Below are 22,025 nucleotides of genomic sequence, written 5' to 3'. Positions count from 1 at the left end.
GTCAGCTTACTCCTGGTGCTCGCCACGTTCACGGGCGATGGCGCGGTAGCCGATGTCGGTGCGGTAGAAACTGCCGTCCCACTCGATTTCGGCGGCCAGGCGGTAGGCCTGCTGCTGCGCGGCTTCGACGGTCTCACCCAGGGCAGTGGCACACAGTACGCGACCACCGCTGGTGACCACCTGGCCGTCCTTGAGGGCGGTACCGGCATGGAACACCTTGCCGGTGAGCTTGGCTGCGGCGTCCAGGCCGCTGATCGGTGCGCCCTTGGCGTAGTCGCCCGGGTAGCCGCCGGCGGCCAGTACAACGCCCAGGCTCGGCTGCGGGTTCCACTGCGCTTCGACCTTGTTCAGGGCCTTGGCGAACGCCGCTTCGATCAGCAGCACCAGGCTCGATTCCAGGCGCAGCATCACCGGCTGGGTTTCCGGGTCGCCGAAGCGGCAGTTGAACTCGATGACCTTGGGGTTGCCGGCCTTGTCGATCATCAGCCCGGCATACAGGAAGCCGGTGTACACGTTGCCTTCGGCTGCCATGCCGTTGACGGTCGGCCAGATCACCTGGTCCATCACGCGCTGGTGGACCTCGGCGGTGACCACCGGGGCTGGCGAGTAGGCGCCCATACCGCCGGTGTTGGGGCCGGTGTCGGCGTTGCCGACGCGCTTGTGGTCCTGGCTGGTGGCCATCGGCAGCACGTTCTGCCCGTCGACCATGACGATGAAGCTGGCTTCCTCGCCGTCGAGGAACTCTTCGATGACCACGCGCGAACCGGCGTCGCCGAAGGCATTGCCGGCGAGCATGTCGCGTACCGCGTCCTCGGCTTCAGCCAGGGTCATGGCGACGATCACGCCCTTGCCCGCGGCCAGGCCGTCGGCCTTGATCACGATCGGTGCGCCTTTTTCGCGCAGGTAGGCCAGGGCCGGCTCCACTTCGGTGAAGTTCTGGTAGTCGGCGGTCGGGATCTTGTGACGGGCCAGAAAGTCCTTGGTGAAGGCCTTGGAGCCTTCCAGCTGCGCCGCGCCCTTGGTGGGGCCGAAGCAGTCCAGGCCGCGGCTGCGGAACAGGTCGACCACGCCGGCCACCAACGGGCCCTCGGGGCCGACGATGGTCAGGGCGACGTTCTTCTCGGCGAAGTCGGCCAGTTGGTCCAGGGCGGTGACGTCGATGTCGACGTTCTTGCACTTGGCTTCGGTGGCGGTGCCGGCGTTGCCGGGGGCGACGAAGACAGTCTCGACGCGAGGGTCCTGGGCAACTTTCCAGGCAAGGGCGTGTTCGCGGCCGCCGCTACCGATGATCAAAACGTTCATGTCAAAACCTCGATGACGCTAATTCGGATGAGTGCTGTTCTGTGCAGGTCATTGCAAGAGCGAGGTCCTGTGGGAGCGGGCTTGACCCGCGATGGGGGCCACGCGATCAGGAAGTACCGCGTCGCTCGCATCGCGGGTCAAGCCCGCTCCCACAGGGATATGTCTGCACCTTTTCTGTTGGTCAGTGACGGAAGTGGCGCATGCCGGTGAAGACCATGGCAATGCCGGCTTCGTCGGCCGCGGCAATCACCTCGGCATCACGCATCGAACCGCCCGGCTGGATCACCGCAGTGATACCCACCTTGGCCGCATTGTCGATACCGTCGCGGAACGGGAAGAACGCATCCGAGGCCATGACCGCACCCTGTACCTGCAGGCCGGCATGCTCGGCCTTGATCGCGGCAATGCGCGCCGAGTTCACGCGGCTCATCTGGCCGGCGCCGACACCGATGGTCTGGCGGTTCTTGGCGTAGACGATGGCGTTGGACTTGACGTACTTGGCCACTTTCCAGGCGAAGATCAGGTCGTGGATTTCCTGCTCGGTCGGCGCACGCTTGGTCACCACCTTCAGGTCGCCCTCGGTGATCATGCCGATGTCGCGGCTCTGTACCAGCAGGCCGCCGGTGACGCGCTTGTAGTCCCAGGCAGCGGCACGCTCGGCCGACCACTGGCCGCACGCCAGCAGGCGCACGTTGGCCTTGGCGGCCACCACGGCGCGGGCTTCTTCGCTCACGCTCGGGGCGATGATCACTTCGACGAACTGACGCTCGACGATGGCCTTGGCGGTTTCGGCATCCAGCTCGCGGTTGAACGCGATGATGCCGCCGAAGGCTGATTCGGTATCGGTGGCGTAGGCCAGCTCGTAGGCCTGGCGGATGCCGCCCTCGGCGTCCGGGCTGACGGCCACGCCGCACGGGTTGGCGTGCTTGACGATCACGCAGGCCGGCTTGACGAAGCTCTTGACGCATTCCAGCGCGGCGTCGGTGTCGGCCACGTTGTTGTACGACAGCTCCTTGCCCTGCAGCTGGGTGGCGGTGGCGATGCCGGCCTCGCTCGGCTTGGCCTCGACGTAGAACGCCGCGCTCTGGTGCGGGTTCTCGCCGTAGCGCATTTCCTGGGCCTTGATGAACTGGCTGTTGAAGGTGCGCGGGAACTGGCTGCGGTCTTCGGTGCTCAGGGTGTCGGCCGACTGGTTCACGGTGCCCATGTAGTTGGCGATCATGCCGTCGTAGGCGGCGGTGTGCTCGAACGCCTTGAGCATCAGGTCGAAGCGCTGGGCGTAGGTCAGGCCACCGGCCTTGAGGCTCTCGAGTACCTGGCCGTAGTCGCTGGCGTTGACCACGATGGCCACGTCCTTGTGGTTCTTGGCCGCCGAGCGAACCATGGTCGGGCCGCCGATGTCGATGTTCTCGATGGCGGTCGGCAGGTCGCAGCCCGGCTTGGAGATGGTGGCTTCGAAGGGGTACAGGTTGACGGCGACCAGGTCGATCGGCTTGATCCCGTGCTCGGCCATGATGGCGTCATCGGTACCGCGACGGCCGAGGATGCCACCGTGGATCTTGGGGTGCAGGGTCTTGACCCGGCCGTCCATCATTTCGGCAAAGCCGGTGTAGTCGGCAACTTCCACCGCGGCGACGCCATTGTCCTGGAGCAACTTGAAGGTGCCACCGGTGGACAGGATCTCGACGCCGAGCTGTTGCAGCTCACGGGCGAATTCGAGGATTCCGGTCTTGTCGGAAACGCTGATCAAGGCGCGGCGGATCGGCAGGCGGGTAGTCTGGTCGGTCATTTCAGATTCCATAACGCGGTGGAGTCAGCAAAAAAGGCGACCTCATCGAATGGGAGCCGCCTTTTCTGGTGTGGATTCGTTGTTACAGCAGATCGTACTGCTTGAGCTTCTTGCGCAAGGTGCCCCGGTTGAGCCCCAGCAGCTCGCTGGCCTTGGTCTGGTTGCCCTTGACGTAGTTCATCACGCTTTCGAGCAAGGGTGCCTCGACTTCAGAGAGCACCAGGTTGTACACGTCCGTGACAGCAGCGCCCTCGAGGTGCGCAAAGTAGTTGTGCAGCGCCTTCTCCACGCTCCCGCGAAGGGTCTGGCCCTCTTCGCTCGGGGTGTTCAGGTGCTGTTTCAGGTTGACGTTGTCGCTCACGGGCGTTGTTCCACTCACTAAAGTCTCGGTCATCATCGTCATGCGGCCACCCCTTGTCCGTCCTCTGTCTCAAGGCTCTGTTCACGTTCGCGGAAAAACTCGCGAACGTCGGCGCACTGCGCGTGTGTTTCTTCCAAACCATTGAAGCGGGCGCGAAACTCCCTGGCGCCCGGTAACGTTGCCAGGTACCAGCCCACATGCTTGCGGGCGATACGCACACCCATCACATCGCCATAGAAGGCGTGCAGCGCGGCCAGGTGCTCCAGCAGAATTCGTTCCACTTCAGCCAACTGCGGTGCCGGCAACAGCTCGCCGGTGCGCAGGTAGTGCTCGACCTCGCGAAAGATCCACGGCCGCCCCTGGGCGGCGCGGCCGATCAGCAGGCCGTCGGCGCCGGTGGCGTCGAGCACCTGTCGGGCCTTTTGCGGCGACGTGATGTCGCCATTGGCAAATACCGGTATCGACACCGCCTGCTTGATGGCGGCGATGGTGTCGTACTCGGCGTCGCCGGTGTACAGGTCGGCACGGGTGCGGCCATGTACGGCCAGTGCCTGAATGCCTGCCTGCTCGGCGATCTTCGCCACGGTCAGGCCATTCTTGTTGTCCCGGTCCCAGCCGGTGCGGATCTTGAGGGTAACGGGTACGTCCACGGCGGCGACCACCGCCTGGAGGATCTCGTTGACCAGCACTTCATCCTTCAATAAAGCAGAGCCTGCAGCTTTGTTGCAGACTTTTTTTGCCGGGCAGCCCATGTTGATATCGATGATCTGCGCGCCGGCCTCGACATTGGCCCGGGCTGCGGCCGCGAGCATCTGCGCGTCACCGCCGGCGATCTGCACCGAGCGGGGCTCGGGATCGCCATCGTGAATCATGCGCAGGCGCGACTTGCGGCTGTTCCACAGGCTCATGTCGCTGCTGACCATTTCGGACACCACCAGGCCTGCGCCCATTCGTCGGCACAGCTGACGAAAAGGCTGGTCCGTGACCCCGGCCATCGGGGCAAGGATCAGGGCGTTCTGCAGTGTGTATGGGCCGATGCGTACCGCCGACATAGGAGTTCCCTGTTGTGGGGGCCGATCTTAGAGTTCGAAAAAGGGTGGGCATGATACCCGCTCTCGGTGACCGGATAAAGGTCGATCTGGATAAAATATGAACAGTTTGAGCGGCAAGCGACAAGCTTCAAGCCCCAGCCAAAAGCAGGAGTGGCGTGATACCGCGCTTTTCTCTTGCCGCCTGAAGCTTGCCGCTGGTCGCTGGGTTTACTCCGGCGAGCGGAAGCTCAGGCTGTAGTTGACCGCCTTCGGGCCCGGATCGAGGATGTCCAGGGCGATGTGGATCGGGGTCTGGCTGGGCATTTCGGCCTTGCCGGCCAGCTCGCCGCTCAGGTACTCGCCGGGCTTGAAGCGACGGCTGGCGATCAGTTGGCCGTTGAGGTCGGCAAACCGCAGCTCCAGCAGCGGGAATGGCTGCGAGAAGGGCGCACGATTGTAGATGATCGCGTCCACGATCAACGCGCCGGCAAAGTCCGGGTGGCTGCGGACCACCAGGTTGCTGCTCTTGATGCGGGCGATGTCGACCTTGGAAGGCACTTCGCAGCCCAGTTGCGGGCACAGCTGCTGGAACCAGGGGCGGTACTGGTCCTGGCGGGCCAGTTCGTCGAAGTGATAGGCAATGTACTGGCCAGCCAGTGCCGCGCCAGCCAACAGAGTCAGCAACGCCCACAGCAGGCGCCGGCCCCAGTGGCTGCGCGGCTTCTGCCAGTCGAGCTGCAGCGGGTCGTCGACGATGTCGACCAGCGCCGGCTTGCGCGGCGAGCGTGCGGCCATCGGGCCAAGGTCGGGTTCGTGGCGGGTATTCGGGGCGTCGTCGAGCGCCGGGTCCGGCGCGTCGGGCTCATCGCCCGGGTCGCGTGCCGACAGGTGCTCGGCCACCACGTCGGGGTCGTGGAGGGGCTGCTCGCGCAGCGGGGGCTCGTCATCCAGGCCGTCCAGGTCCAGCGACAGCGAGGGTTCGGTGCGCTCGCCCGGCAGCGCCACGACAGCCGGGACGGGTTCGTCGACCAGCGGCGGCTGCGGCGTTGCCTGGGTTTCGCGTTCGTCGGCGGGGCTGCTGAACAGGCTGTCGGTGTACGAGGTGTCGTCCGGGCCGTCGCGCTGGGCGCTGAGGCTGTCCTCGCGGCGTGGCGCCAGGTCGAAGTCTTCGGCCTGGCTGCGCTTGAACTCGCTGATCGGCTGGATTTCGCGTTGCTCCAGGCGGGCGAGTTCCTGGTCGAGGTCCAGTTGGTCGAGGTCGACGTCCAGCGCGCTGGCCGTCCATTCGCGCTGGCTGATCGGCGCGGCGGCCGGCGGCGCTGGCTGCGGTGCATGTTCGGGTTCGGCCACCGGCGCAGGCAACGGCATTGCCGGCGGCAGCGCGGGGGCCACCTGCAGCGCCTGTTGCGCTGCACTCTGCTCCAGCAGCTGCTTGGCGGCGTTGAATACCTGCAGGCAATTGCCGCAGCGCACTACCCCGCGGGCCACACTCAATTGAGTGTGGCTGACGCGAAAGCTGGTCTGGCAATGCGGGCACTGGGTGACGAAACTGTCGGTCATGCGGCGGTCCGGGTTGTGCAGAGTTGTAGTCTAGGCGCAGTTAGCGCCGGCGACCACTGATGCGTACCCAGCCATCGCGCACGGCGATCGGGTCCAGGTCGAAGTCCTTGGCGTAGGCGGCGGCCACTTCATCGCCCTGTTCGGCGAGGATGCCCGACAGCGCCAGCAGGCCGCCGGGGCGTACCAGGCCGGACAGCTGCGGGGCCAGCGAGACCAGCGGGCCGGCGAGGATGTTGGCTACCAGCACGTCGGCCTGCATGGCCGGCATGTCCTGGGGCAGGTACAGGTCGAACAGCGCGTCGGCGATGCCGTTGCGCCCGGCATTGTCGCGCGAGGCCTCGATGGCCTGCACGTCGATGTCGGTGCCCACCGCCTTGCGTGCGCCCAGCAGCAGCGCGGCGATGGCGAGGATGCCCGAGCCGCAGCCGAAGTCGAGTACTTCAGTGCCGTTCAGGTCCTGGCCGTCGAGCCATTCCAGGCACAGGGCGGTGGTCGGGTGGGTGCCCGTGCCGAACGCCAGGCCCGGGTCGAGCAGCAGGTTGACGGCGTCCGGCTCGGGGGCGGCGTGCCAGCTGGGCACGATCCACAGGCGCTGGCCGAAGCGCATGGGCTGGAAGTTGTCCATCCAGCTGCGTTCCCAGTCCTGGTCTTCGATCACTTCGGCCTGGTGCTCGGGCAGGGCGGCCCCGGTCAGCAGTTGCAGGTGGGCAAACACTGCCTCGGGTTCGGCGTCGGCTTCGAACAGGGCCAGCAGGTGGGTGTGCGACCACAGCGGGGTGGTGTTGAGGTCCGGTTCGAAGATCGGCTGGTCTTCGGCGTCCATGAAGGTGACGGAGACGGCGCCGACTTCGAGCAGGGCATCTTCGTAGGTTTCGGCTTGTTCCGGGCTGATGGCCAGACGTACTTGCAGCCAGGGCATGGCGGGCACCTTTGGGTAATTCGTGGAGGGCAGCCGCTGGGGACTGCGCGAAGCGCGCCAGTTTACTTGAGTGCGAGGGGTTTGTATCGGGGGCGCTGCAGTGTCTGTACTGGCGTGATCGCGGGTCAAGCCCGCTCCCACAGAGACGGCAGTGATCCCTGTGGGAGCGGGCTTGACCCGCGATCGGGCTGCAGAGCAGCCCTCGAGACACAAACCGGTGCTGGTCAGTGCCCGCGCAAAAACGCCAGCAGCCGCGCATTGACCTGCTCGGCCGCTTCCAACTGCACCATGTGCCCCTGGCCCGGCAGTATCGCCACCTCGGCTGGCAGGCCGTCCACATGGGTGGCCGGGATGATCGCGTCATCGCTGCCCCACAGCACCAGCGTCGGCTGCTGCGCCACCACCGGGCGCAGATCGTGACGTTGCACGCCGTCGCTGGCCAGTGCGTCGGCCAGTTGTCGCAGGGCCTCGTCCACCCCCTCCAGGCGCTTGAACCTGAGCATGTCCTCGAGCATCTGCCGGGTCACCAGCCCGGGGTCGGAGAACAGCTGCGTCATCTGCGGCTTCAGGGCGTTGCGGTTGGCCGCCGCAACGATGCCCTGCAGGTAGCCGCCATTGATCTCGCGCCCCAGCCCGGCGCTGGCGATCAGGCTCAGCGACTGCACCCGCGCAGGTGCCAGCCGCGCCAGGTTCAAGGCCACCGCACCACCCATGGAGTGCCCGGCCAGGTGCACGCGCCCCAGGTCCAGGTGATCGAGCAGGGCCAGCACGCTCTGGCTCAGCTCATCCAGGTCGCCGCGTTGCAGGTGCTTGCCCGACTCGCCATGCCCGGGCAGGTCGAGGGCGATCACCCGGCGCTCGGCGGCCAGCGCCGGGTGGTTGAACATCCAGTTGTTCAGGTCGCCGCAGAAGCCGTGGATCAACACCAGCGGCGTACCGCCTTCGCCGAGGTCGAAGTAGCGCACCCGGTGCCCGTCCAGCTCGACTTTCTGCGGCGCCGGGCCGCTGTCCTGCTCGGCGCTGTCACCGGGCACGAACTCGGCCTGAAAGCGCTGCACCACCGCATCGATCTGCGCGTCGCTGGCCTCGCCCTCGACCACCACGGCCAGCAGCGCCCCCACTGCCAGGGTCTCGTCGGGCCTGGCGATCTGACGGCGCAGCACGCCGCTGAACGGGGCCTCGACGCTGCTGGAGATCTTGTCGGTCTCCACGTCCAGCACCTCGTCGCCCTTGCTGATGTGCTCGCCTTCCTGCTTGAGCCAGGTGTCGATGCGCCCCTCGGTCATCGACAGGCCCCACTTGGGCATGGTCAGGGTATGGATCTGGCTCATGCCGCGTTCCTCTCTTTCATCACTGTGTGCACGGCAGCCTCGATCTTGGCGGCGGTGGGGATGTAGAGGTCTTCCAGCGCGTCGGAGAACGGCACCGGGGTGTGCGGCGCAGTGACCATCTCGATCGGGCCCTTGAGTGCGCCGAAGGCTTTCTGCGCCACCAGCGCACTGATGTCGGTGGCCATCGAGCAGCGCGGGTTGGCTTCGTCGATCACCACCAGGCGGCCGGTCTTTTCCACGCTTTCGAGAATGCTGTCTTCATCCATCGGGCTGGTGGTGCGCAGGTCGAGCACCTCGCAGTCGATGCCCTGGCGCGCCAGGTTGGCCGCCGCCTCCATGGCCAGGTGGACCATGCGCCCGTAGGTCACCAGGGTGATGTCGTCGCCGTCACGCAAGAAGTTGGCCTCGCCGAACGGCACGGTGTAGACCTCTTCCGGCACTTCGCCCTGCAGGCTGTAGAGCAGCTTGTGCTCGCAGAAGATCACCGGGTCGTTGTCGCGGATCGCTTGGATCAGCAGGCCCTTGGCGTCATACGGCGACGACGGGCACACCACCTTCAGGCCCGGGATGTGGGTCCACAGCGAGGTGAGCATCTGCGAGTGCTGGGCGGCGGCGCGCAGGCCGGCGCCGACCATGGTGCGCATCACCAGCGGGGTGACCGCCTTGCCGCCGTACATGTAGCGAAACTTGGCTGCCTGGTTGAGGATCTGGTCCAGGCAGCAGCCGGCAAAGTCGACGAACATCAGTTCGCACACCGGGCGCAGGCCCTGGGTGGCGGCGCCGACCGCTGCGCCCACATAGCCGATTTCCGATAGCGGCGCGTCCAGCACGCGGCCGGGGAACTGCCCGTAAAGGCCCTTGGTGACGCCGAGCACACCGCCCCAGGCGTCATTCTCGCCCGGTGCACCGGCACCGCCGGCGACGTCCTCGCCAATGATGAACACCGTGGGGTCGCGGCGCATTTCCTGGGCCAGGGCTTCGTTGATGGCCTGCTGGTAGCTGATTTTTCTCGCCATGATGATTCTCCGATTGTTCTTGTTGTAAGGGCAGCGTGCTCAGGGGTAGGCGACGTACACGTCGCTGAGCAGGTCGGCAGGCTGGGGCTTGGGGTCGGACTTGGCGCGGCGCACGGCGTCTTCGATCAGGTCCTCGACCTGGGCATCCACTAGGTCCAGCTGGGCGTCGCCGAGCAGCCCGGCGCGGGTGGTGCGCTGGCGGAACTGCATCAGGCAGTCGCGGGTTTCGCGCAGGTTCTTCACCTCGTCCGGGGCGCGGTAGGTTTGCGCGTCGCCTTCGAAGTGGCCGTAGTAGCGGGTCAGCTTGACCTCCACCAGCGACGGGCCCTGGCCGCTGCGGGCACGCTCGATGGCGGCGCCGGCCGCCTCGTGCACGGCAAAGAAGTCGTAGCCGTCGATGGTCACCCCGGGCATGCCGAAGCCGGCGGCGCGGTCGGCGATGTGGTCGCACGCCACCGACCAGTTGGAGGCGGTGGCCTCGGCGTAGCCGTTGTTCTCGGCCACGAAGATGCACGGCAGGTTCATGATCGCGGCCAGGTTCATGGCCTCGAACACCGCACCCTCGTTGGAGCCGCCGTCGCCGAAGAACACCACGGCCACGTCATCGGTGCCCTTGAGCTTGGCCGCCAGGGCAGCGCCGGCCACCAGGGGCGCGCCGGCGCCGACGATGCCGTTGGCGCCGAGCATGCCCTTTTCCAGGTCGGCGATATGCATCGAGCCGCCCTTGCCGCCGCACACGCCGGTCTTCTTGCCGTAGATCTCGGCCATCATGCCGTGCACGTCCACGCCCTTGGCGATGCAGTGGCCGTGGCCGCGGTGGTTGGAGGCGATGCAGTCGCTGTCGCGCAGGTGCGCCATGACCCCGGCGGCCGACGCCTCTTCGCCGGCATACAGGTGCACGAAGCCTGGGATCTCGCCGGTGGCGAACTCGATGTGCAGGCGCTCTTCGAAGGCGCGGATGGTGCGCATGACCCGGTAGGCATGCAGGAGTTGCTCGGTGTTCAGGTGAGTGGACATCTTGTTGTTCTCCAGGGTTGTCTCAGCACTGAGGGTGCGCAGGGTGTTGCGGGTGTTCGCGGCCTACCGCCAGCAGGCGATGGCGGGCGGCGAAGGCCAGTACGGCCTCCACGTCGATGCTCAGGGGGCCGTGGGCGTCGAGGGTGACGGTGGGGCGGTCGTGCTCGCTGAACTCGATCTCGCGCTCGCCGTCCAGCGCCAGGGTGCCGCTGGACAGGCTCAGGGAGTAGGCGACGCCCGGTGCCAGCGGGCCGGCGGCCGTGATGCCGCAGCCTTGCACCAGGCCGGGGGCCAGCGGCGCCAGCAGCGCCTGTTCGGCCTGGCCGTTAAGACGCACCCAGGCCCCTTCGGCGGCGTGGCGCGACACCGGGCACCACAGCCCGCACAGCGCCGAGAGGCCGATGGCGTGGGGTTCGGCGAAGGTGGCGAAGACTTCGGCAAGGTCTTCGGCGCGGCTCAGGGCGCGGGCGCCGATGAAGCGCTGCGGCGACACCGCGACTTCCACCAGCGCCCATTCGCACAGCTCCCGCGCCGGGTCGCGCACCAGCAGGCGCTTGTTGCGGCGCAGGCCCACCTGGGCCGGGATGCGCCCGGCGGCGAACAGCCCGCCGGCCAGCCCGGCGCTGGTGGCCTCGCGCAATTCGGGGAAGGCGTTGTTGGTACCGGTGGAAAGGGTCAGCAGCGGAATGTCGCCGACCTCGGCGGCCACCGCCTTGTGGGTGCCGTCGCCGCCGAGCACGGCGATCAGTGCGACCCCGCGGGCGAGCATCTGGCGCGCGGCCAGGCGGGTGTCCTCCACGGTCTGGCGCAGCGGCATGTCGAGGATGTCCAGTTGCGGCCAGCGCTGGCCGGCGGCCTGTGGGCCGTTGCTGGCCTTGAGCACGGCGGCGGCGATGCCGGTCATGTCCGGCGGCAGCAGCACGCGCTGGATGCCGGTGGCGGCGAAGGCGGCCAGCAAGCGTTGCACGGCCGAGGCCTTGTCGGTGCTGGAGTACAGGCCGGCGCTGGCGGTAAGCCTGCGCAGGTCGCGGCCCGAGGCCGGGTTGACGATGATGCCCACGGTGGGGGCGGGATGGCTCATGGCGCACCTCTGGTTCTTGTGTACCAGGGTTGGAGCAAGGGTGGTGCCAGGTTGGGTGAAAGGCTTGACCCAGAGCCTTTGCGCAGCATTGCAGGGGCGTACTCGCGGGGCGTCGGCAAGACGCTGCGTTGCAGTGCGGGCAGCGCCGCGGCGAGACGCCGAGACGCTGCGTCTCACGGCGCCGCTTGCCCAGGCGGTGCTTGTCGGGGCCTGGCAAACGGCGCTTAATGGGCCGCATAACGACAAGAACACGAGAACCGGAGGCCCCATGCTTGCCGCGAACTCCAGAGCCCACGTCGACTGTGTCAGCCGTGTGCTCAAGAATGCCGACCGCCAGCCCCAGGCGCCGGTACCGCCGTTGATCCTCGACTCCTGGCGCCGCTCGATGGAGCAGCACCGCCTCGACCCTTCCTCGCAGCAAGGGCCGCGCATCCTGTCGCAAACCCTGCTCAACGAATGCCGCGAACGCGCCGAGCTGTTCATGCGCATTGCCAGCGATGCGGTGGCGCGCCTGCACGAGCGGGTGCGCGGTGCCGACTACTGCGTGCTGCTGACCGACGCGCAGGGTCGCACCATCGACTATCGCGTCGACGCCGCGCTGCGCAACGACTGCCGCAAGGCCGGCCTGTACCTGGGCACCTGCTGGTCGGAAGGCGAGGAGGGCACCTGCGGGGTGGCGGCGGTACTGACCAGCCAGGTGCCGGTCACGGTGCACAAGCGCGATCACTTTCGCGCCGCGTTCATCGGCCTGACCTGCTCGGCGGCGCCGGTGTTCGACCCGCAGGGCAAGCTGCTGGGGGTGGTCGACGTGTCGGCACTGCAGTCGCCGGACGACCGGCGCAGCCAGCACCTGATCCGCCAACTGGTGGTGCAGACCGCGCGGGAGATCGAGAACGCGTTTTTCATGCACAACGCCCAGGCGCATTGGGTGCTGCGGGCGCACAGCGCGCCGGGGTATGTGGACAGCCAGCCGGACTTTCTGCTGGCCTGGGATGCCGACGGACGCCTGCAGGCGCTCAACAGCCTGGCGCGCTCGGCATTGCTCTCGCGCTACGGCGAGCTGCCGGCGCATATCGGCCAGCTGTTCGACCTGGACCAGTTGCGCGCGGTGACCGACGAGTCGGCCCAGCGCCTGAGCTGGAGCGCCGATGGCGATGCGCTGCATGTGCGGGTCAGCTCGCCACAGCGTCCGGCGCGGGTGGTGCCGGTGCCGGGCGGGGTGGATGCACGGGTGGAGGAAAGCCTGCGCCTGGCGGTGCGGGTCAAGAACTGCAACCTGGCGGTGCTGGTGGTGGGCGAGACCGGTGCGGGCAAGGAGGTGTTCGCGCGCCAGCTGCATGAACGCAGCGCGCGGGCCGGCAAGCCGTTCGTGGCGCTCAACTGCGCGGCGATTCCCGAGAGCCTGATCGAGAGCGAGCTGTTCGGCTATGTGGCCGGGGCGTTTACCGGGGCCTCCAGCAAGGGCATGCGCGGGCTGCTGCAGCAGGCCGATGGCGGCACGCTGTTTCTCGACGAGATCGGCGACATGCCGCTGGCCTTGCAGACCCGCCTGCTGCGGGTGCTGGCCGAAGGCGAGGTGGCGCCGCTGGGTGCGGCCAGGCGCGAGCGTGTGGATATCCAGGTGATCTGCGCCACGCACCGCGACCTGGCGGCGCGGGTGGCCGACGGGCGCTTTCGCGAAGACCTGTACTTTCGCCTGGCCAATGCGCGCTTCGAGCTGCCGCCGCTGCGCGAGCGCAGTGACCGGCTGGCCTTGATCAACCGCTTGCTGGCCGAGGAGGCAGCCGGTTGCGGGGTGGACGTGGGCTTGAGCGAGGCAGCGCTGGAGTGCCTGCTGGGGTATCGCTGGCCGGGTAACCTGCGCCAGTTGCGCCAGGTGCTGCGTTACGCCTGCGCGGTGTGTGCCGCTGGCACGCTGCAGTTGCAGGACCTGCCGGCGGATGTGCGCGGGGCGCAGGTGCAGGGCGAGGTGCAGGCCAGCATGAGCCCGCAGCGCCAGGTGCTGCTGGAGGCGCTGGTACGCCATCGCTGGAAACCGGGGGAGGCGGCCAAGGCGCTGGGTATTTCGCGGGCCACCTTGTACCGGCGGGTGCATGCGCATGGCATCGAGATGCCGCGCATGGGGCGGGACTAGGCGGCGCATTCATCGCGGGTCAAGCCCGCTCCCACCGGTACAGCGGTGATCCTGAGATCAATGGCGTTCCTGTGGGAGCGGGCTTGACCCGCGATGGGCGTACCGCAGTCCAAAAAAAAGACCCCGGCACCAGGCCGGGGTCTTTTTCACATCACACCTGCATCACTCGTCGTTGGCGAGCTTGTGTTCCAGGTAGTGAATGTTCACGCCACCTTTGCAGAAACCTTCATCGCGCACCAGTTCGCGGTGCAGCGGGATGTTGGTCTTGATGCCGTCGACGACGATCTCGTCCAGCGCATTGCGCATGCGCGCCATGGCTTCGTCACGGTCCTTGCCGTAGGTGATCAGCTTGCCGATCAGCGAGTCGTAGTTCGGCGGTACCGCATAGCCACTGTACAGGTGCGAATCGACGCGAACGCCGTTGCCGCCCGGTGCGTGGAAATGCTTGACGGTACCCGGGCTCGGAATGAACTTCTTCGGGTCTTCGGCGTTGATCCGGCACTCCAGCGAGTGACCGCGAATCACCACGTCATCCTGGGTGAACGACAGCTTGTTGCCAGCGGCGATGCTGAGCATCTCCTTGACGATGTCGATACCGGTGACCATCTCCGAAACCGGGTGCTCCACCTGAACACGGGTGTTCATTTCGATGAAGTAGAACGCGCCGTTCTCGTAGAGGAACTCGAAGGTGCCGGCACCACGGTAGCCGATGTCGATGCACGCCTTGACGCAGCGGGCGAAGACTTCCTGGCGGGCCTTTTCGTCGATACCCGGGGCTGGCGCTTCTTCCAGTACCTTCTGGTGGCGGCGCTGCAGCGAGCAGTCGCGGTCACCCAGGTGCACGGCGTTGCCCTGGCCGTCGGACAGTACCTGGACTTCCACGTGACGCGGGTTGGTCAGGAACTTCTCCAGGTACACCATCGGGTTGCCGAAGGCGGCGCCGGCTTCGCTGCGGGTCAGCTTGGCCGAGGCGATCAGGTCCTCTTCCTTGTGCACCACGCGCATGCCGCGACCACCACCGCCACCGGCGGCCTTGATGATCACCGGGTAGCCGACTTCACGGCCGATGCGCAGGGCTTCTTCCTCGTCTTCCGGCAGCGGGCCGTCGGAACCCGGAACGGTCGGTACGCCGGCCTTGATCATCGCGTCCTTGGCCGACACCTTGTCGCCCATCAGGCGGATGGTGTCGGCCTTGGGGCCGATGAAGGCGAAGCCGGAGTTCTCGACCTGCTCGGCGAAATCGGCGTTTTCCGCGAGGAAACCGTAGCCTGGGTGAATGGCGGTGGCGCCGGTCACTTCAGCGGCTGCGATGATCGCCGGGATGTGCAGGTAGGAGTGGGTGGCCGAAGCCGGGCCAATGCATACCGATTCGTCGGCCAGGCCCAGGTGCATCAGCTCGCGGTCGGCGGTGGAGTGCACGGCGACGGTCTTGATGCCCATCTCTTTGCAGGCGCGCAGGATCCGCAGGGCAATTTCCCCGCGGTTGGCGATCAGGACTTTTTCCAACTTGGCTGGCATCGTTGGTTCTCCGCGGTTCAAACGATGGTGAACAGCGGCTGGTCGTACTCAACCGGCTGGCCGTCTTCTACCAGAATGGATTCGATCACACCGCTGGTTTCAGCTTCGATGTGGTTCATCATTTTCATGGCTTCGACGATGCACAGGGTGTCGCCTTTCTTCACGGTCTGGCCGACTTCGACGAAGGCAGGCGAGGTAGGCGAGGCTTTGCGGTAGAAGGTACCGACCATTGGCGAGCGGGCCACGGTGCCGTTGAGCTTCGGCGCGGCTGGCGCTTCGGCGGCAGCCGGGGCAGCGGCGGCCACAGGGGCGGCGGCCGGTGCGGCAGCCATGGGGGCTGGCGCGTAGTACTGCTGGGCCGGGGTCTTGCTGTGGCGGCTGATACGGACGGACTCTTCGCCTTCCTTGATCTCCAGCTCGTCGATGCCAGACTCTTCCAGCAGTTCGATCAGTTTCTTGACTTTACGGATATCCATTAATCATCAACTCCCAAGGGTCGGTCAGGGTCGTATAAACGTGAATGTTAACGTTCGTACACGGCCCGGCCTGCGGCCAGGCTTCGGTTATTCAGGGTTTGGCGTGCGCTGCCAGGTGTTCCAGGGCGGACTCCAGGGCCAGGCGATAGCCGGTGGCGCCCAGGCCGCAGATCACCCCTACGGCGACGTCTGAAAAGTAGGAGTGGTGGCGAAACGGCTCGCGCTTGTGCACGTTGGACAGATGCACTTCGATGAATGGGATGCTCACCGCCAGCAATGCGTCACGTAATGCGACGCTTGTGTGCGTGAAAGCCGCCGGATTGATCAGGATGAAGTCCACCCCTTCGTTGCGTGCGGCGTGGATGCGATCGATCAGTTCGTACTCGGCATTGCTTTGCAGGTATTGCAGATGGTGGCCGGCGGCGCGTGCACGCTGCTCCAGGTCCTGGTTGATCTGGGCCAGGGTCACGGCCCCGTAGACGCCCGGTTCGCGGGTGCCTAGCAGGTTCAGGTTGGGGCCATGCAGCACCAGTAGCGTTGCCATCTGCGGTTCCTTTTATTGTCGGGCAAAAACGTAGCGCGGCGACTATGCCGCAAACTGCCGAGCACTGTCCAGTTACCTGCAATAGCCAGCACGATGACCGAGATTCGCGCGAAATTTATGACTATCTTGCCAATTTCGGTCATCCGTGGCGCTTTTCAAGCGGCCCCAGCAGTTATAGACCCACTTCGCTGCGAATGCGCGCCAGGTGTTCGGCAAATTCGCCGGCTTTTACCTCGCCTATCACCCTGCTGTCGGTTTTTTCGCTGCCGTTCGCGGCAAACACCAGGAAGCCCGGCGGGCCGAACAGCTGGTAGCGGTCCAGCAGCGCGCGTTGCTCGGTGTTGCTTTGGGTGATGTCGAACCGTACCAGGCGGTAGCCCTGCAGTTGCGCCTGCACGGCCGGATCGCCGAGTACGTCATGCTCGATCACCTTGCAACTGATGCACCAGTCGGCGTACCAGTCCAGCAGCAGCGGTTGCCCGGCCGCCCTGGCTTCGGCCAGCAGGCCATCCAGGGCGGCGGGGGTGTTCACCGTCTGCCAGGCGCTGACCGGTGCGGCCGAGGGGGGGCTGGCGGGGGCGGGGAGTGGCCGCAGCGGGTCGGCCTGGCCACTGAAGGCGCCGTACCAGCAGGCCAGCGCGTAGGCCAGCAGCAACAGGCCGAGCAGCTGCGCCAGGCGCTGGCCGGTGGTCTTCACGCCGAACTCCAGGGCGCCGAGGAACAGCGCCACGCCGGCTGCCAGCAGGCCGATCAGCAGCAGGGTGAGCGGGCCGGGCAGCACGCGGCTGAGCAGGCCGATGGCCAGGCCCAGCAGCAGCACGCCGATGGCGTTCTTCACCGTGACCAGCCACGGCCCGCTTTTGGGCAGCCAGGCCGCACCGCCGGTGGCCACTAGCAGCAGCGGCGCGCCCATGCCCAGGCCCAGCGCGAAGAGTTTCAGCGCCCCGCCGATGGCATCGCCGCTGGCGCTTATATATAGCAGCGCACCGGCCAGTGGCGCCGACACGCAGGGCGAGACCAGCAGGCTGGAAACCACCCCGAGTACGGCGGCGCCCAGCAGCGAGCCGCCCTTGGTCTGCCCGGCCACGCGGTCCAGGCGGCTGCTGATGAACTGCGGCAGCTTCAGTTCGAACAGGCCGAACATGGCCAGGGCGAATACCACGAAGAATGCCGCGAAGGGCACCAGCACCCAGGCCGATTGCAGGCGTGCCTGCAAGTTGAGCTGGGCGCCGAACAGGCCCATCAGCGCGCCGAGCAGGGCGAAGCAGGCGGCCATCGGCAGCACGTAGGCCAGCGACAGGGCCAGGCCGCGACCGCCGCCGACCTGGCCACGCAGCACCACCCCGGAAAGGATCGGCAGCATCGGCAGCACGCACGGGGTGAAGGTCAGGCCGACGCCGGCAAGAAAGAACAGCAGCATTTCCTTCCAGCCCCAGGCGTTGCTGGCCGGGGCGGCGGCGGTGGACGCGGCGCCGACGCCGTCGATGCTCAGGCGCTCGGTTTCCGGCGGGTAGCACAGGCCCTTGTCGGCGCAGCCCTGATAGCTCACCACCAGGGTGAAGGGGCGCTGGTCGGCAGTGCGTGGCAGGTCGATGTCGAGGATGCCGTGGTACACCTCGACGTCGCCGAAGTACTCGTCGTGCTTGGCCTCGCCGGCAGGTAGCTGCGCGGTGCCCAGGGCGATGTCGGCAGGTTCGGTACGGAACTGGAAGCGGTGGCGATAGAGGTAGTAACCCTCGGTGGTGACGAAGCGCAGCTTGATGGCCTGGGCGTCGCCCTGGATCAGGTTGAGCTTGAAGGCTTCGCGCACGGGCAGGAAGTCGGCGCTGTTGTTCAGGCCCGGTGCGCCGAGGGTGGCGCTGGGGCGGTTGTCGAGCAGCCCGGCGCCCATGGCGGGCAGGGCCAGGACCAGAAGCAGGAGGCAAAGCAGGCGACGCATGAGCGGTCTCGCTGGGGGGAACGTGGGGGCAATGATAACGGAGTTTGAGCAGGAGCAATCGAGTTGAACCCATCGCGGGTCAAGCCCGCTCCCACAGACAATGCATCTGGCTCAATCAGGATGCATACCTGTGGGAGCGGGCTTGACCCGCGAGAGTCCCCTGGATCAGACCCGGAACGCCTGCACGGCGGTGTTCAGCTCCCCGCCCAGGCGCAGCAGATGCTCACCCTGCTCGCGCCCCTCGCCAATGCGCTCCAGGTTGTCCGCGCCCAGTTCGTGGATCCGTTCGCTATGGTCGCGAATCTCGCTCACCGCACCGCTCTGCTGCGCGGTCACGTCGGCGATGCGTACGGCGGTCTGCGCAATGGTCTGGATCGCCGCGACAATCTCGTCCAGCGCTCCATCGGCAGACTGCGCCTGCTGGGCAGTGGCCTCGGCGTGCTCCAGTTGCGCGCGCATGCCTTCCACCGAATCGCGTGCCGCCTGCTGCAGGCGCGCGATCAGGGTCTGGATTTCGCCGGTGGCTCCGGTGGTGCGCTGGGCCAGCGAACGCACCTCCTCGGCCACCACGGCAAAGCCGCGGCCCATCTCGCCGGCCCTTGCCGCCTCGATGGCCGCATTCAGGGCCAGCAGGTTGGTCTGTTCGGCAATCGAGCGGATCACCGTGAGCACGCCGCCAATGGTCGCCGACTCCTGGGCCAGGCCCTCGATCATCTGTGCATTGCCCTGCACCTCGTCCACCAGCAGGCGCAGCCCGCTCAGGCTCTGGCCGATCACCGCCTGGCCCTGTTCCACCGCCAGCCCCGCGTGGCGGCTGGCGTCGGCGGCCTGGCTGGCATCGCCGGCCACCTGGGTGATGGTGGCCTCCAGTTCGCCCAGCGCATCGCGGATCTGCGCGGTGTCGCCAGCCTGGCGCTCGGCGCCGTCGTGCAGCGCGCTGCTCATGCCGGCCAGGGCGTGGCTGCTGCCGGCCACCTGCTCGGCGTTGCTGCGGATGGTGCCCACCAGGTCTACCAGGTAGGCACGCAGGCGGTTGAGCGAGTCCTGGATGTCGTGCATTTCGCGGTTGCTGCGCCCCAGCGCAATGGCCTGGCTGAAGTCGCCGCCGGCCCACTGCGAGAGCGCCGGCGCCAGGTTGCCCAGCACCCGCGCCAGGCGCCGCTGCAAGGTGTCGATGAGCAGGGCGATCAGCAGGATCAACCCGATCATCAGGCCCTGGATCACCCGCACTTCGCCCTGGATCTGCCCATGCTGCGCGCGCACCCCCGGTTCCAGGTCGGCGATGGCCTGCTGCACGGCGGCCATGCGCGCCTGGGTGGTGGTGGCCAGTTCGGTACGGCGCTCGATCTGCGCGCGGGTGCGCTGCAGTTCTGCCGGGTAGCGCGCCAGCAAACTGCCCAGCTCGCGCTTGAGGGCCACGCCGACGTCTTCGGCGCTGGTGGTGGCCTCGCTCTGCAGGCCCATCATCGCGGCGAAGTCGTCGGCGCCGGATTCCACCGCCGCGGTCACGCCCAGCAATGGCAGGGCGTCGAGGGCTTTGGCCTGGGTGATGATCAGTTGCAGTTCGCGCTCCACCTCGTCGGCCAGCTCGCTGCGCCCGCTGCTCACCAGCTTGTCACGCGCCAGCGACAGGCGGCCCAGGTGCAGGCTGGCTTCCAGCAGTGCCGACTGGTAGTGCGCCGCCTCGGGGTGGCCGCTGTCGTGGGCGTAGCGGGCGAGCTGTTCGAGGTTGGCGCCCAGTTCGCGTTCGGCCTGCAGCAACAGGGCCTGGGGGTCGCCAGCGAGCTTGCCGGCGGCCAGCAGCTCATTGGCGGTGAATGCCTGCAGGGTGTCGAGGCTGGGGCGCAGTTGCGCGGCCAGCTCATCGGGCAGCTGGGCCAGTTCCTGTTGCAGGTCCTGGGTGCTCTGCAGGGCAGTGGCGTGGCGCAGGGCATCGCCACTGTTCAGGTAATCCTGGGTGTTGCGGGCCACCTGGTTCTGGAACTGCTGGGACAGCGCCAGGTAACGCTCCATCAACAGGTAGGGCTGTTCCAGGGCACGTTGCGACCACCACAGGGTCGCCCCCAGGGCCAGGCACACGGTTACCAGCAGCAGGGTGTTCAGATTGGTCAGCAACTTCAGGCGCATGAGCGGGCTCTACCAACGGCGGGATGGCAAGTGCCTGAAGTTATTGCGTTTTTATGACGTGGTTATGACGATGGCAGGGGTGTTGCGAAATAAAGTGGCTATATGGTGGCCCTTTCGCCGGCAACGCCGGCTCCTACACGGGCCTGGTTGCTGGCGAAAAGGCTCAGGCCTCGACCCGCTGTACGCAGTTGCGCCCCGCACCCTTGGCCAGGTACAGCGCCTCGTCCGCTGCGGTGGCCATGCTCAGCGCATCCAGCCCGTCGCTCAGTTGCACCACCCCGGCACTGAAGGTGCACGACAGGTCACGCGGCTGCGCCGGGTAGTGGATCTCGGCAAAGCGCCGGCGAATCTCGTCCAGTACCTTGTGCGCCGCGTGCAGGTCGGTGTTGGGCATCACGATGGCGAACTCTTCGCCGCCATAACGGCCGATGAAGTCGGTCTTGCGCAGGCGCTGCTTGAGAAACAGCGCCAGGCTCTTGATCACCCGGTCGCCCATGGGGTGGCCGTGGCTGTCGTTGACCTTCTTGAAGTGGTCGATGTCGAGCATGGCAAAGCTCAGCGGGCGGTCTTCGCGCCGCGCCCGGAAGCTGCAGTCTTCGAGCAGTTGCAGGATGTGCGTGTGGTTGTACAGCCCGGTGAGGCTGTCGCGCACCATGCGCGCCTTGAGGTTGCGCGCCCTGGCCGCACGGTTGCGCACGGTGGTGATCAGGTGGCGCGAACGGATCGGCTTGGTGAGGAAGTCGTCGCCACCCTCGCTCATGGCATCGAGCTGCTTGTCCAGGTCGTCCTCGGCCGACAGGTAGATGATCGGCACGCTCACATAGCGGTCGTTGTGGCGGATCACCTTGGCCAGCTCGGTGCCGGTGCAGGCGGGCATGTACATGTCGAGGATGATCAGGTCGGGCTGAAAGTCGGCCAGCTCGGCCATGGTCTGGATCGGATCGGTGAGGGTGCGGGTGACGATGCCGGCATTGTTGAGCAGACGCTCGGTGTGCAGTGCCTGGGCCCGCGAGTCGTCGATCACCAGCACCTTGAACGGTTCGTACTGGGTCACGCTGGTGAGCAGCTCGACCTTTTCCAGCAGGCTGGAGGCCTCCAGGGTACCGGTGAGAAATTCCTGGCCGCCGGCGCGTACCGCGGCAAGCCGGGTGGGGGTGTCGGTTTCGTGCAGGCTGAAGAACAGCAGCGGCACGCGCTGCTCCAGGCCCTGCTGGGCCTGGGCAGCCAGCTGCAGGCCCTGGCCCTGGCCGCCGAAGTCGACATCCATGACGATCGCCGCCGGCAGGCGCTCGGCCATCGAGGCCTGGAACGCCTCGGGGCTGTACAGCGGCTCGACCCCCAGGCCGAAGAACTCCAGCTGCTTGGCCAGGCGCTCGGCGCGCTCGTGGTCCTGCAGCATCACGTAGATGGGCTTGCGCAGCGGCGGCAGCGGGGTGCGCTCGAGCTGGTCGCCCTGGCGCAGCCCGGTACGCGACAGGCGCTGCATCAGGCGGTTGAGTTCGTTGATCAGGCTGCTGCTCAGGCGCGCGCTGTTGGCCTCCACCGCCGCCAGGGTCTGGCCGATGGCATCGGCCAGCAGGCTGTGCTCGGGCTGCTCGAAGCGTTCGGCGTAGCGCTGCAGGCGCAGGTTGGCCTCGCCCAGCTCGCTCAGGTCGCAACTGGTCCACTCGCTGCGCTGCAGGCGCTGCCAGATCTCGAGAATTTGCCGGGCCTGGTGAATGACCCGCTGGGCAAAGTGTTGCTTGAGGCGCGCACGATTCGGGTCTTCTGGCTCGGTCATGTCCTGACTACTTGTAAGGGGTGAGGCAATTCGAGTGATGGCTCTATGCTAGCACCACTTTTCCGGCAATCGAGTGTGCTGCATCAATTAACTGGGGTGG

17 protein-coding genes are annotated in these 22,025 nt (G+C 66.8%); 1 reads left to right on the top strand and 16 read right to left on the bottom strand.

The annotated features are described in order from the left end of the window. Positions 1 to 6: 6 nt before the first annotated feature. The 10 genes from purD to DN388_RS24375 form a co-directional block, all read right to left on the bottom strand. The gene (gene purD / locus DN388_RS24420) at positions 7 to 1,302 is read right to left on the bottom strand and encodes a phosphoribosylamine--glycine ligase (RefSeq protein ID WP_043860473.1); all 1,296 of its coding nucleotides are present in this window, start codon (positions 1,300 to 1,302) and stop codon (positions 7 to 9) included. A 181-nt stretch (positions 1,303 to 1,483) separates the two neighbouring features. Next, complete coding sequence (purH, locus tag DN388_RS24415) at positions 1,484 to 3,091, bottom strand: bifunctional phosphoribosylaminoimidazolecarboxamide formyltransferase/IMP cyclohydrolase (protein ID WP_255002647.1); 1,608 nt, start codon at positions 3,089 to 3,091, stop codon at positions 1,484 to 1,486. A gap of 82 nt (positions 3,092 to 3,173) precedes the next feature. Continuing rightward, positions 3,174 to 3,494, bottom strand: coding sequence for a DNA-binding transcriptional regulator Fis (fis, locus tag DN388_RS24410; RefSeq protein WP_003186237.1), 321 nt, complete (start codon positions 3,492 to 3,494; stop codon positions 3,174 to 3,176). Beyond that, entirely contained in the window at positions 3,491 to 4,504 is a 1,014-nt protein-coding gene (dusB, locus tag DN388_RS24405; RefSeq protein WP_043860471.1) for a tRNA dihydrouridine synthase DusB, read from the bottom strand. The genes fis and dusB overlap by 4 nt, the downstream gene beginning before the upstream one ends. A 207-nt stretch (positions 4,505 to 4,711) precedes the next feature. Next, on the bottom strand, positions 4,712 to 6,043 hold the full coding sequence (locus DN388_RS24400) for a DUF3426 domain-containing protein (RefSeq protein WP_255002617.1): 1,332 nt from the start codon (positions 6,041 to 6,043) through the stop codon (positions 4,712 to 4,714). Positions 6,044 to 6,083: 40 nt separating this feature from the next. After that, the gene (prmA, locus tag DN388_RS24395; RefSeq protein WP_043860469.1) at positions 6,084 to 6,962 is read right to left on the bottom strand and encodes a 50S ribosomal protein L11 methyltransferase; all 879 of its coding nucleotides are present in this window, start codon (positions 6,960 to 6,962) and stop codon (positions 6,084 to 6,086) included. 224 nt (positions 6,963 to 7,186) lie between these two features. Beyond that, positions 7,187 to 8,293, bottom strand: coding sequence for an acetoin dehydrogenase dihydrolipoyllysine-residue acetyltransferase subunit (locus DN388_RS24390; protein WP_116052632.1), 1,107 nt, complete (start codon positions 8,291 to 8,293; stop codon positions 7,187 to 7,189). Next, on the bottom strand, positions 8,290 to 9,309 hold the full coding sequence (locus tag DN388_RS24385) for an alpha-ketoacid dehydrogenase subunit beta (protein WP_255002600.1): 1,020 nt from the start codon (positions 9,307 to 9,309) through the stop codon (positions 8,290 to 8,292). Before DN388_RS24385 ends, DN388_RS24390 begins: the two co-directional genes overlap by 4 nt. 39 nt (positions 9,310 to 9,348) lie before the next feature. After that, positions 9,349 to 10,326 carry a thiamine pyrophosphate-dependent dehydrogenase E1 component subunit alpha gene (locus DN388_RS24380; RefSeq protein ID WP_043860466.1) on the bottom strand — a complete coding sequence of 326 codons (978 nt, stop codon included), beginning with the start codon at positions 10,324 to 10,326 and terminating at the stop codon, positions 9,349 to 9,351. Between the two features lie 22 nt (positions 10,327 to 10,348). Further along, positions 10,349 to 11,407 (bottom strand): ATP-NAD kinase family protein, encoded by a 1,059-nt coding sequence (locus DN388_RS24375; protein ID WP_255002593.1) that lies wholly within the window; start codon positions 11,405 to 11,407, stop codon positions 10,349 to 10,351. A 268-nt stretch (positions 11,408 to 11,675) separates the two neighbouring features. On the opposite strand from DN388_RS24375, the gene DN388_RS24370 reads away from it, so the two are divergent. Further along, the gene (locus DN388_RS24370; RefSeq protein WP_255002589.1) at positions 11,676 to 13,541 is read left to right on the top strand and encodes a sigma-54-dependent Fis family transcriptional regulator; all 1,866 of its coding nucleotides are present in this window, start codon (positions 11,676 to 11,678) and stop codon (positions 13,539 to 13,541) included. A 162-nt stretch (positions 13,542 to 13,703) separates the two neighbouring features. On the opposite strand, the gene accC is transcribed toward DN388_RS24370, so the two are convergent. From accC to DN388_RS24340, 6 genes are all read right to left on the bottom strand, one after another. Next, complete coding sequence (gene accC / locus DN388_RS24365) at positions 13,704 to 15,059, bottom strand: acetyl-CoA carboxylase biotin carboxylase subunit (RefSeq protein ID WP_043860463.1); 1,356 nt, start codon at positions 15,057 to 15,059, stop codon at positions 13,704 to 13,706. A 17-nt stretch (positions 15,060 to 15,076) separates the two neighbouring features. After that, complete coding sequence (accB, locus tag DN388_RS24360; protein ID WP_043860462.1) at positions 15,077 to 15,535, bottom strand: acetyl-CoA carboxylase biotin carboxyl carrier protein; 459 nt, start codon at positions 15,533 to 15,535, stop codon at positions 15,077 to 15,079. A 91-nt stretch (positions 15,536 to 15,626) separates the two neighbouring features. Next, the gene (aroQ, locus tag DN388_RS24355; protein WP_043860461.1) at positions 15,627 to 16,079 is read right to left on the bottom strand and encodes a type II 3-dehydroquinate dehydratase; all 453 of its coding nucleotides are present in this window, start codon (positions 16,077 to 16,079) and stop codon (positions 15,627 to 15,629) included. A 172-nt stretch (positions 16,080 to 16,251) separates the two neighbouring features. Continuing rightward, entirely contained in the window at positions 16,252 to 18,018 is a 1,767-nt protein-coding gene (locus DN388_RS24350) for a protein-disulfide reductase DsbD (RefSeq protein ID WP_255002577.1), read from the bottom strand. A 165-nt stretch (positions 18,019 to 18,183) separates the two neighbouring features. Further along, entirely contained in the window at positions 18,184 to 20,145 is a 1,962-nt protein-coding gene (locus tag DN388_RS24345; RefSeq protein WP_255002573.1) for a methyl-accepting chemotaxis protein, read from the bottom strand. Positions 20,146 to 20,308: 163 nt separating this feature from the next. Further along, a complete protein-coding gene (locus DN388_RS24340) occupies positions 20,309 to 21,925 on the bottom strand; it encodes a PleD family two-component system response regulator (protein ID WP_043860458.1) in 1,617 nt (538 codons plus the stop codon). Between the last annotated feature and the right edge of the window lie 100 nt (positions 21,926 to 22,025).

Origin of the sequence: Pseudomonas sp. S12(2018) (assembly GCF_024355235.1) — a bacterium.
GTDB lineage: Bacteria > Pseudomonadota > Gammaproteobacteria > Pseudomonadales > Pseudomonadaceae > Aquipseudomonas > Aquipseudomonas palmensis.
Note: the sequence above shows the minus strand (reverse complement) of the source record. Positions and strands in the feature narration are given on the sequence as shown.

What these genes read in the sequence shown, in the direction of transcription:
- DN388_RS24400 (WP_255002617.1), bottom strand. Translation starts at nt 6,043, where the DNA reads ATGACCGACAGTTTCGTCACCCAGTGCCCGCATTGCCAGACCAGCTTT.
- purD (WP_043860473.1), bottom strand. Translation starts at nt 1,302, where the DNA reads ATGAACGTTTTGATCATCGGTAGCGGCGGCCGCGAACACGCCCTTGCC.
- aroQ (WP_043860461.1), bottom strand. Translation starts at nt 16,079, where the DNA reads ATGGCAACGCTACTGGTGCTGCATGGCCCCAACCTGAACCTGCTAGGC.
- prmA (WP_043860469.1), bottom strand. Translation starts at nt 6,962, where the DNA reads ATGCCCTGGCTGCAAGTACGTCTGGCCATCAGCCCGGAACAAGCCGAA.
- DN388_RS24380 (WP_043860466.1), bottom strand. Translation starts at nt 10,326, where the DNA reads ATGTCCACTCACCTGAACACCGAGCAACTCCTGCATGCCTACCGGGTC.
- DN388_RS24340 (WP_043860458.1), bottom strand. Translation starts at nt 21,925, where the DNA reads ATGACCGAGCCAGAAGACCCGAATCGTGCGCGCCTCAAGCAACACTTT.
- DN388_RS24390 (WP_116052632.1), bottom strand. Translation starts at nt 8,293, where the DNA reads ATGAGCCAGATCCATACCCTGACCATGCCCAAGTGGGGCCTGTCGATG.
- DN388_RS24385 (WP_255002600.1), bottom strand. Translation starts at nt 9,309, where the DNA reads ATGGCGAGAAAAATCAGCTACCAGCAGGCCATCAACGAAGCCCTGGCC.
- accB (WP_043860462.1), bottom strand. Translation starts at nt 15,535, where the DNA reads ATGGATATCCGTAAAGTCAAGAAACTGATCGAACTGCTGGAAGAGTCT.
- DN388_RS24350 (WP_255002577.1), bottom strand. Translation starts at nt 18,018, where the DNA reads ATGCGTCGCCTGCTTTGCCTCCTGCTTCTGGTCCTGGCCCTGCCCGCC.
- dusB (WP_043860471.1), bottom strand. Translation starts at nt 4,504, where the DNA reads ATGTCGGCGGTACGCATCGGCCCATACACACTGCAGAACGCCCTGATC.
- purH (WP_255002647.1), bottom strand. Translation starts at nt 3,091, where the DNA reads ATGACCGACCAGACTACCCGCCTGCCGATCCGCCGCGCCTTGATCAGC.
- DN388_RS24370 (WP_255002589.1), top strand. Translation starts at nt 11,676, where the DNA reads ATGCTTGCCGCGAACTCCAGAGCCCACGTCGACTGTGTCAGCCGTGTG.
- fis (WP_003186237.1), bottom strand. Translation starts at nt 3,494, where the DNA reads ATGACGATGATGACCGAGACTTTAGTGAGTGGAACAACGCCCGTGAGC.
- DN388_RS24345 (WP_255002573.1), bottom strand. Translation starts at nt 20,145, where the DNA reads ATGCGCCTGAAGTTGCTGACCAATCTGAACACCCTGCTGCTGGTAACC.
- DN388_RS24375 (WP_255002593.1), bottom strand. Translation starts at nt 11,407, where the DNA reads ATGAGCCATCCCGCCCCCACCGTGGGCATCATCGTCAACCCGGCCTCG.
- accC (WP_043860463.1), bottom strand. Translation starts at nt 15,059, where the DNA reads ATGCCAGCCAAGTTGGAAAAAGTCCTGATCGCCAACCGCGGGGAAATT.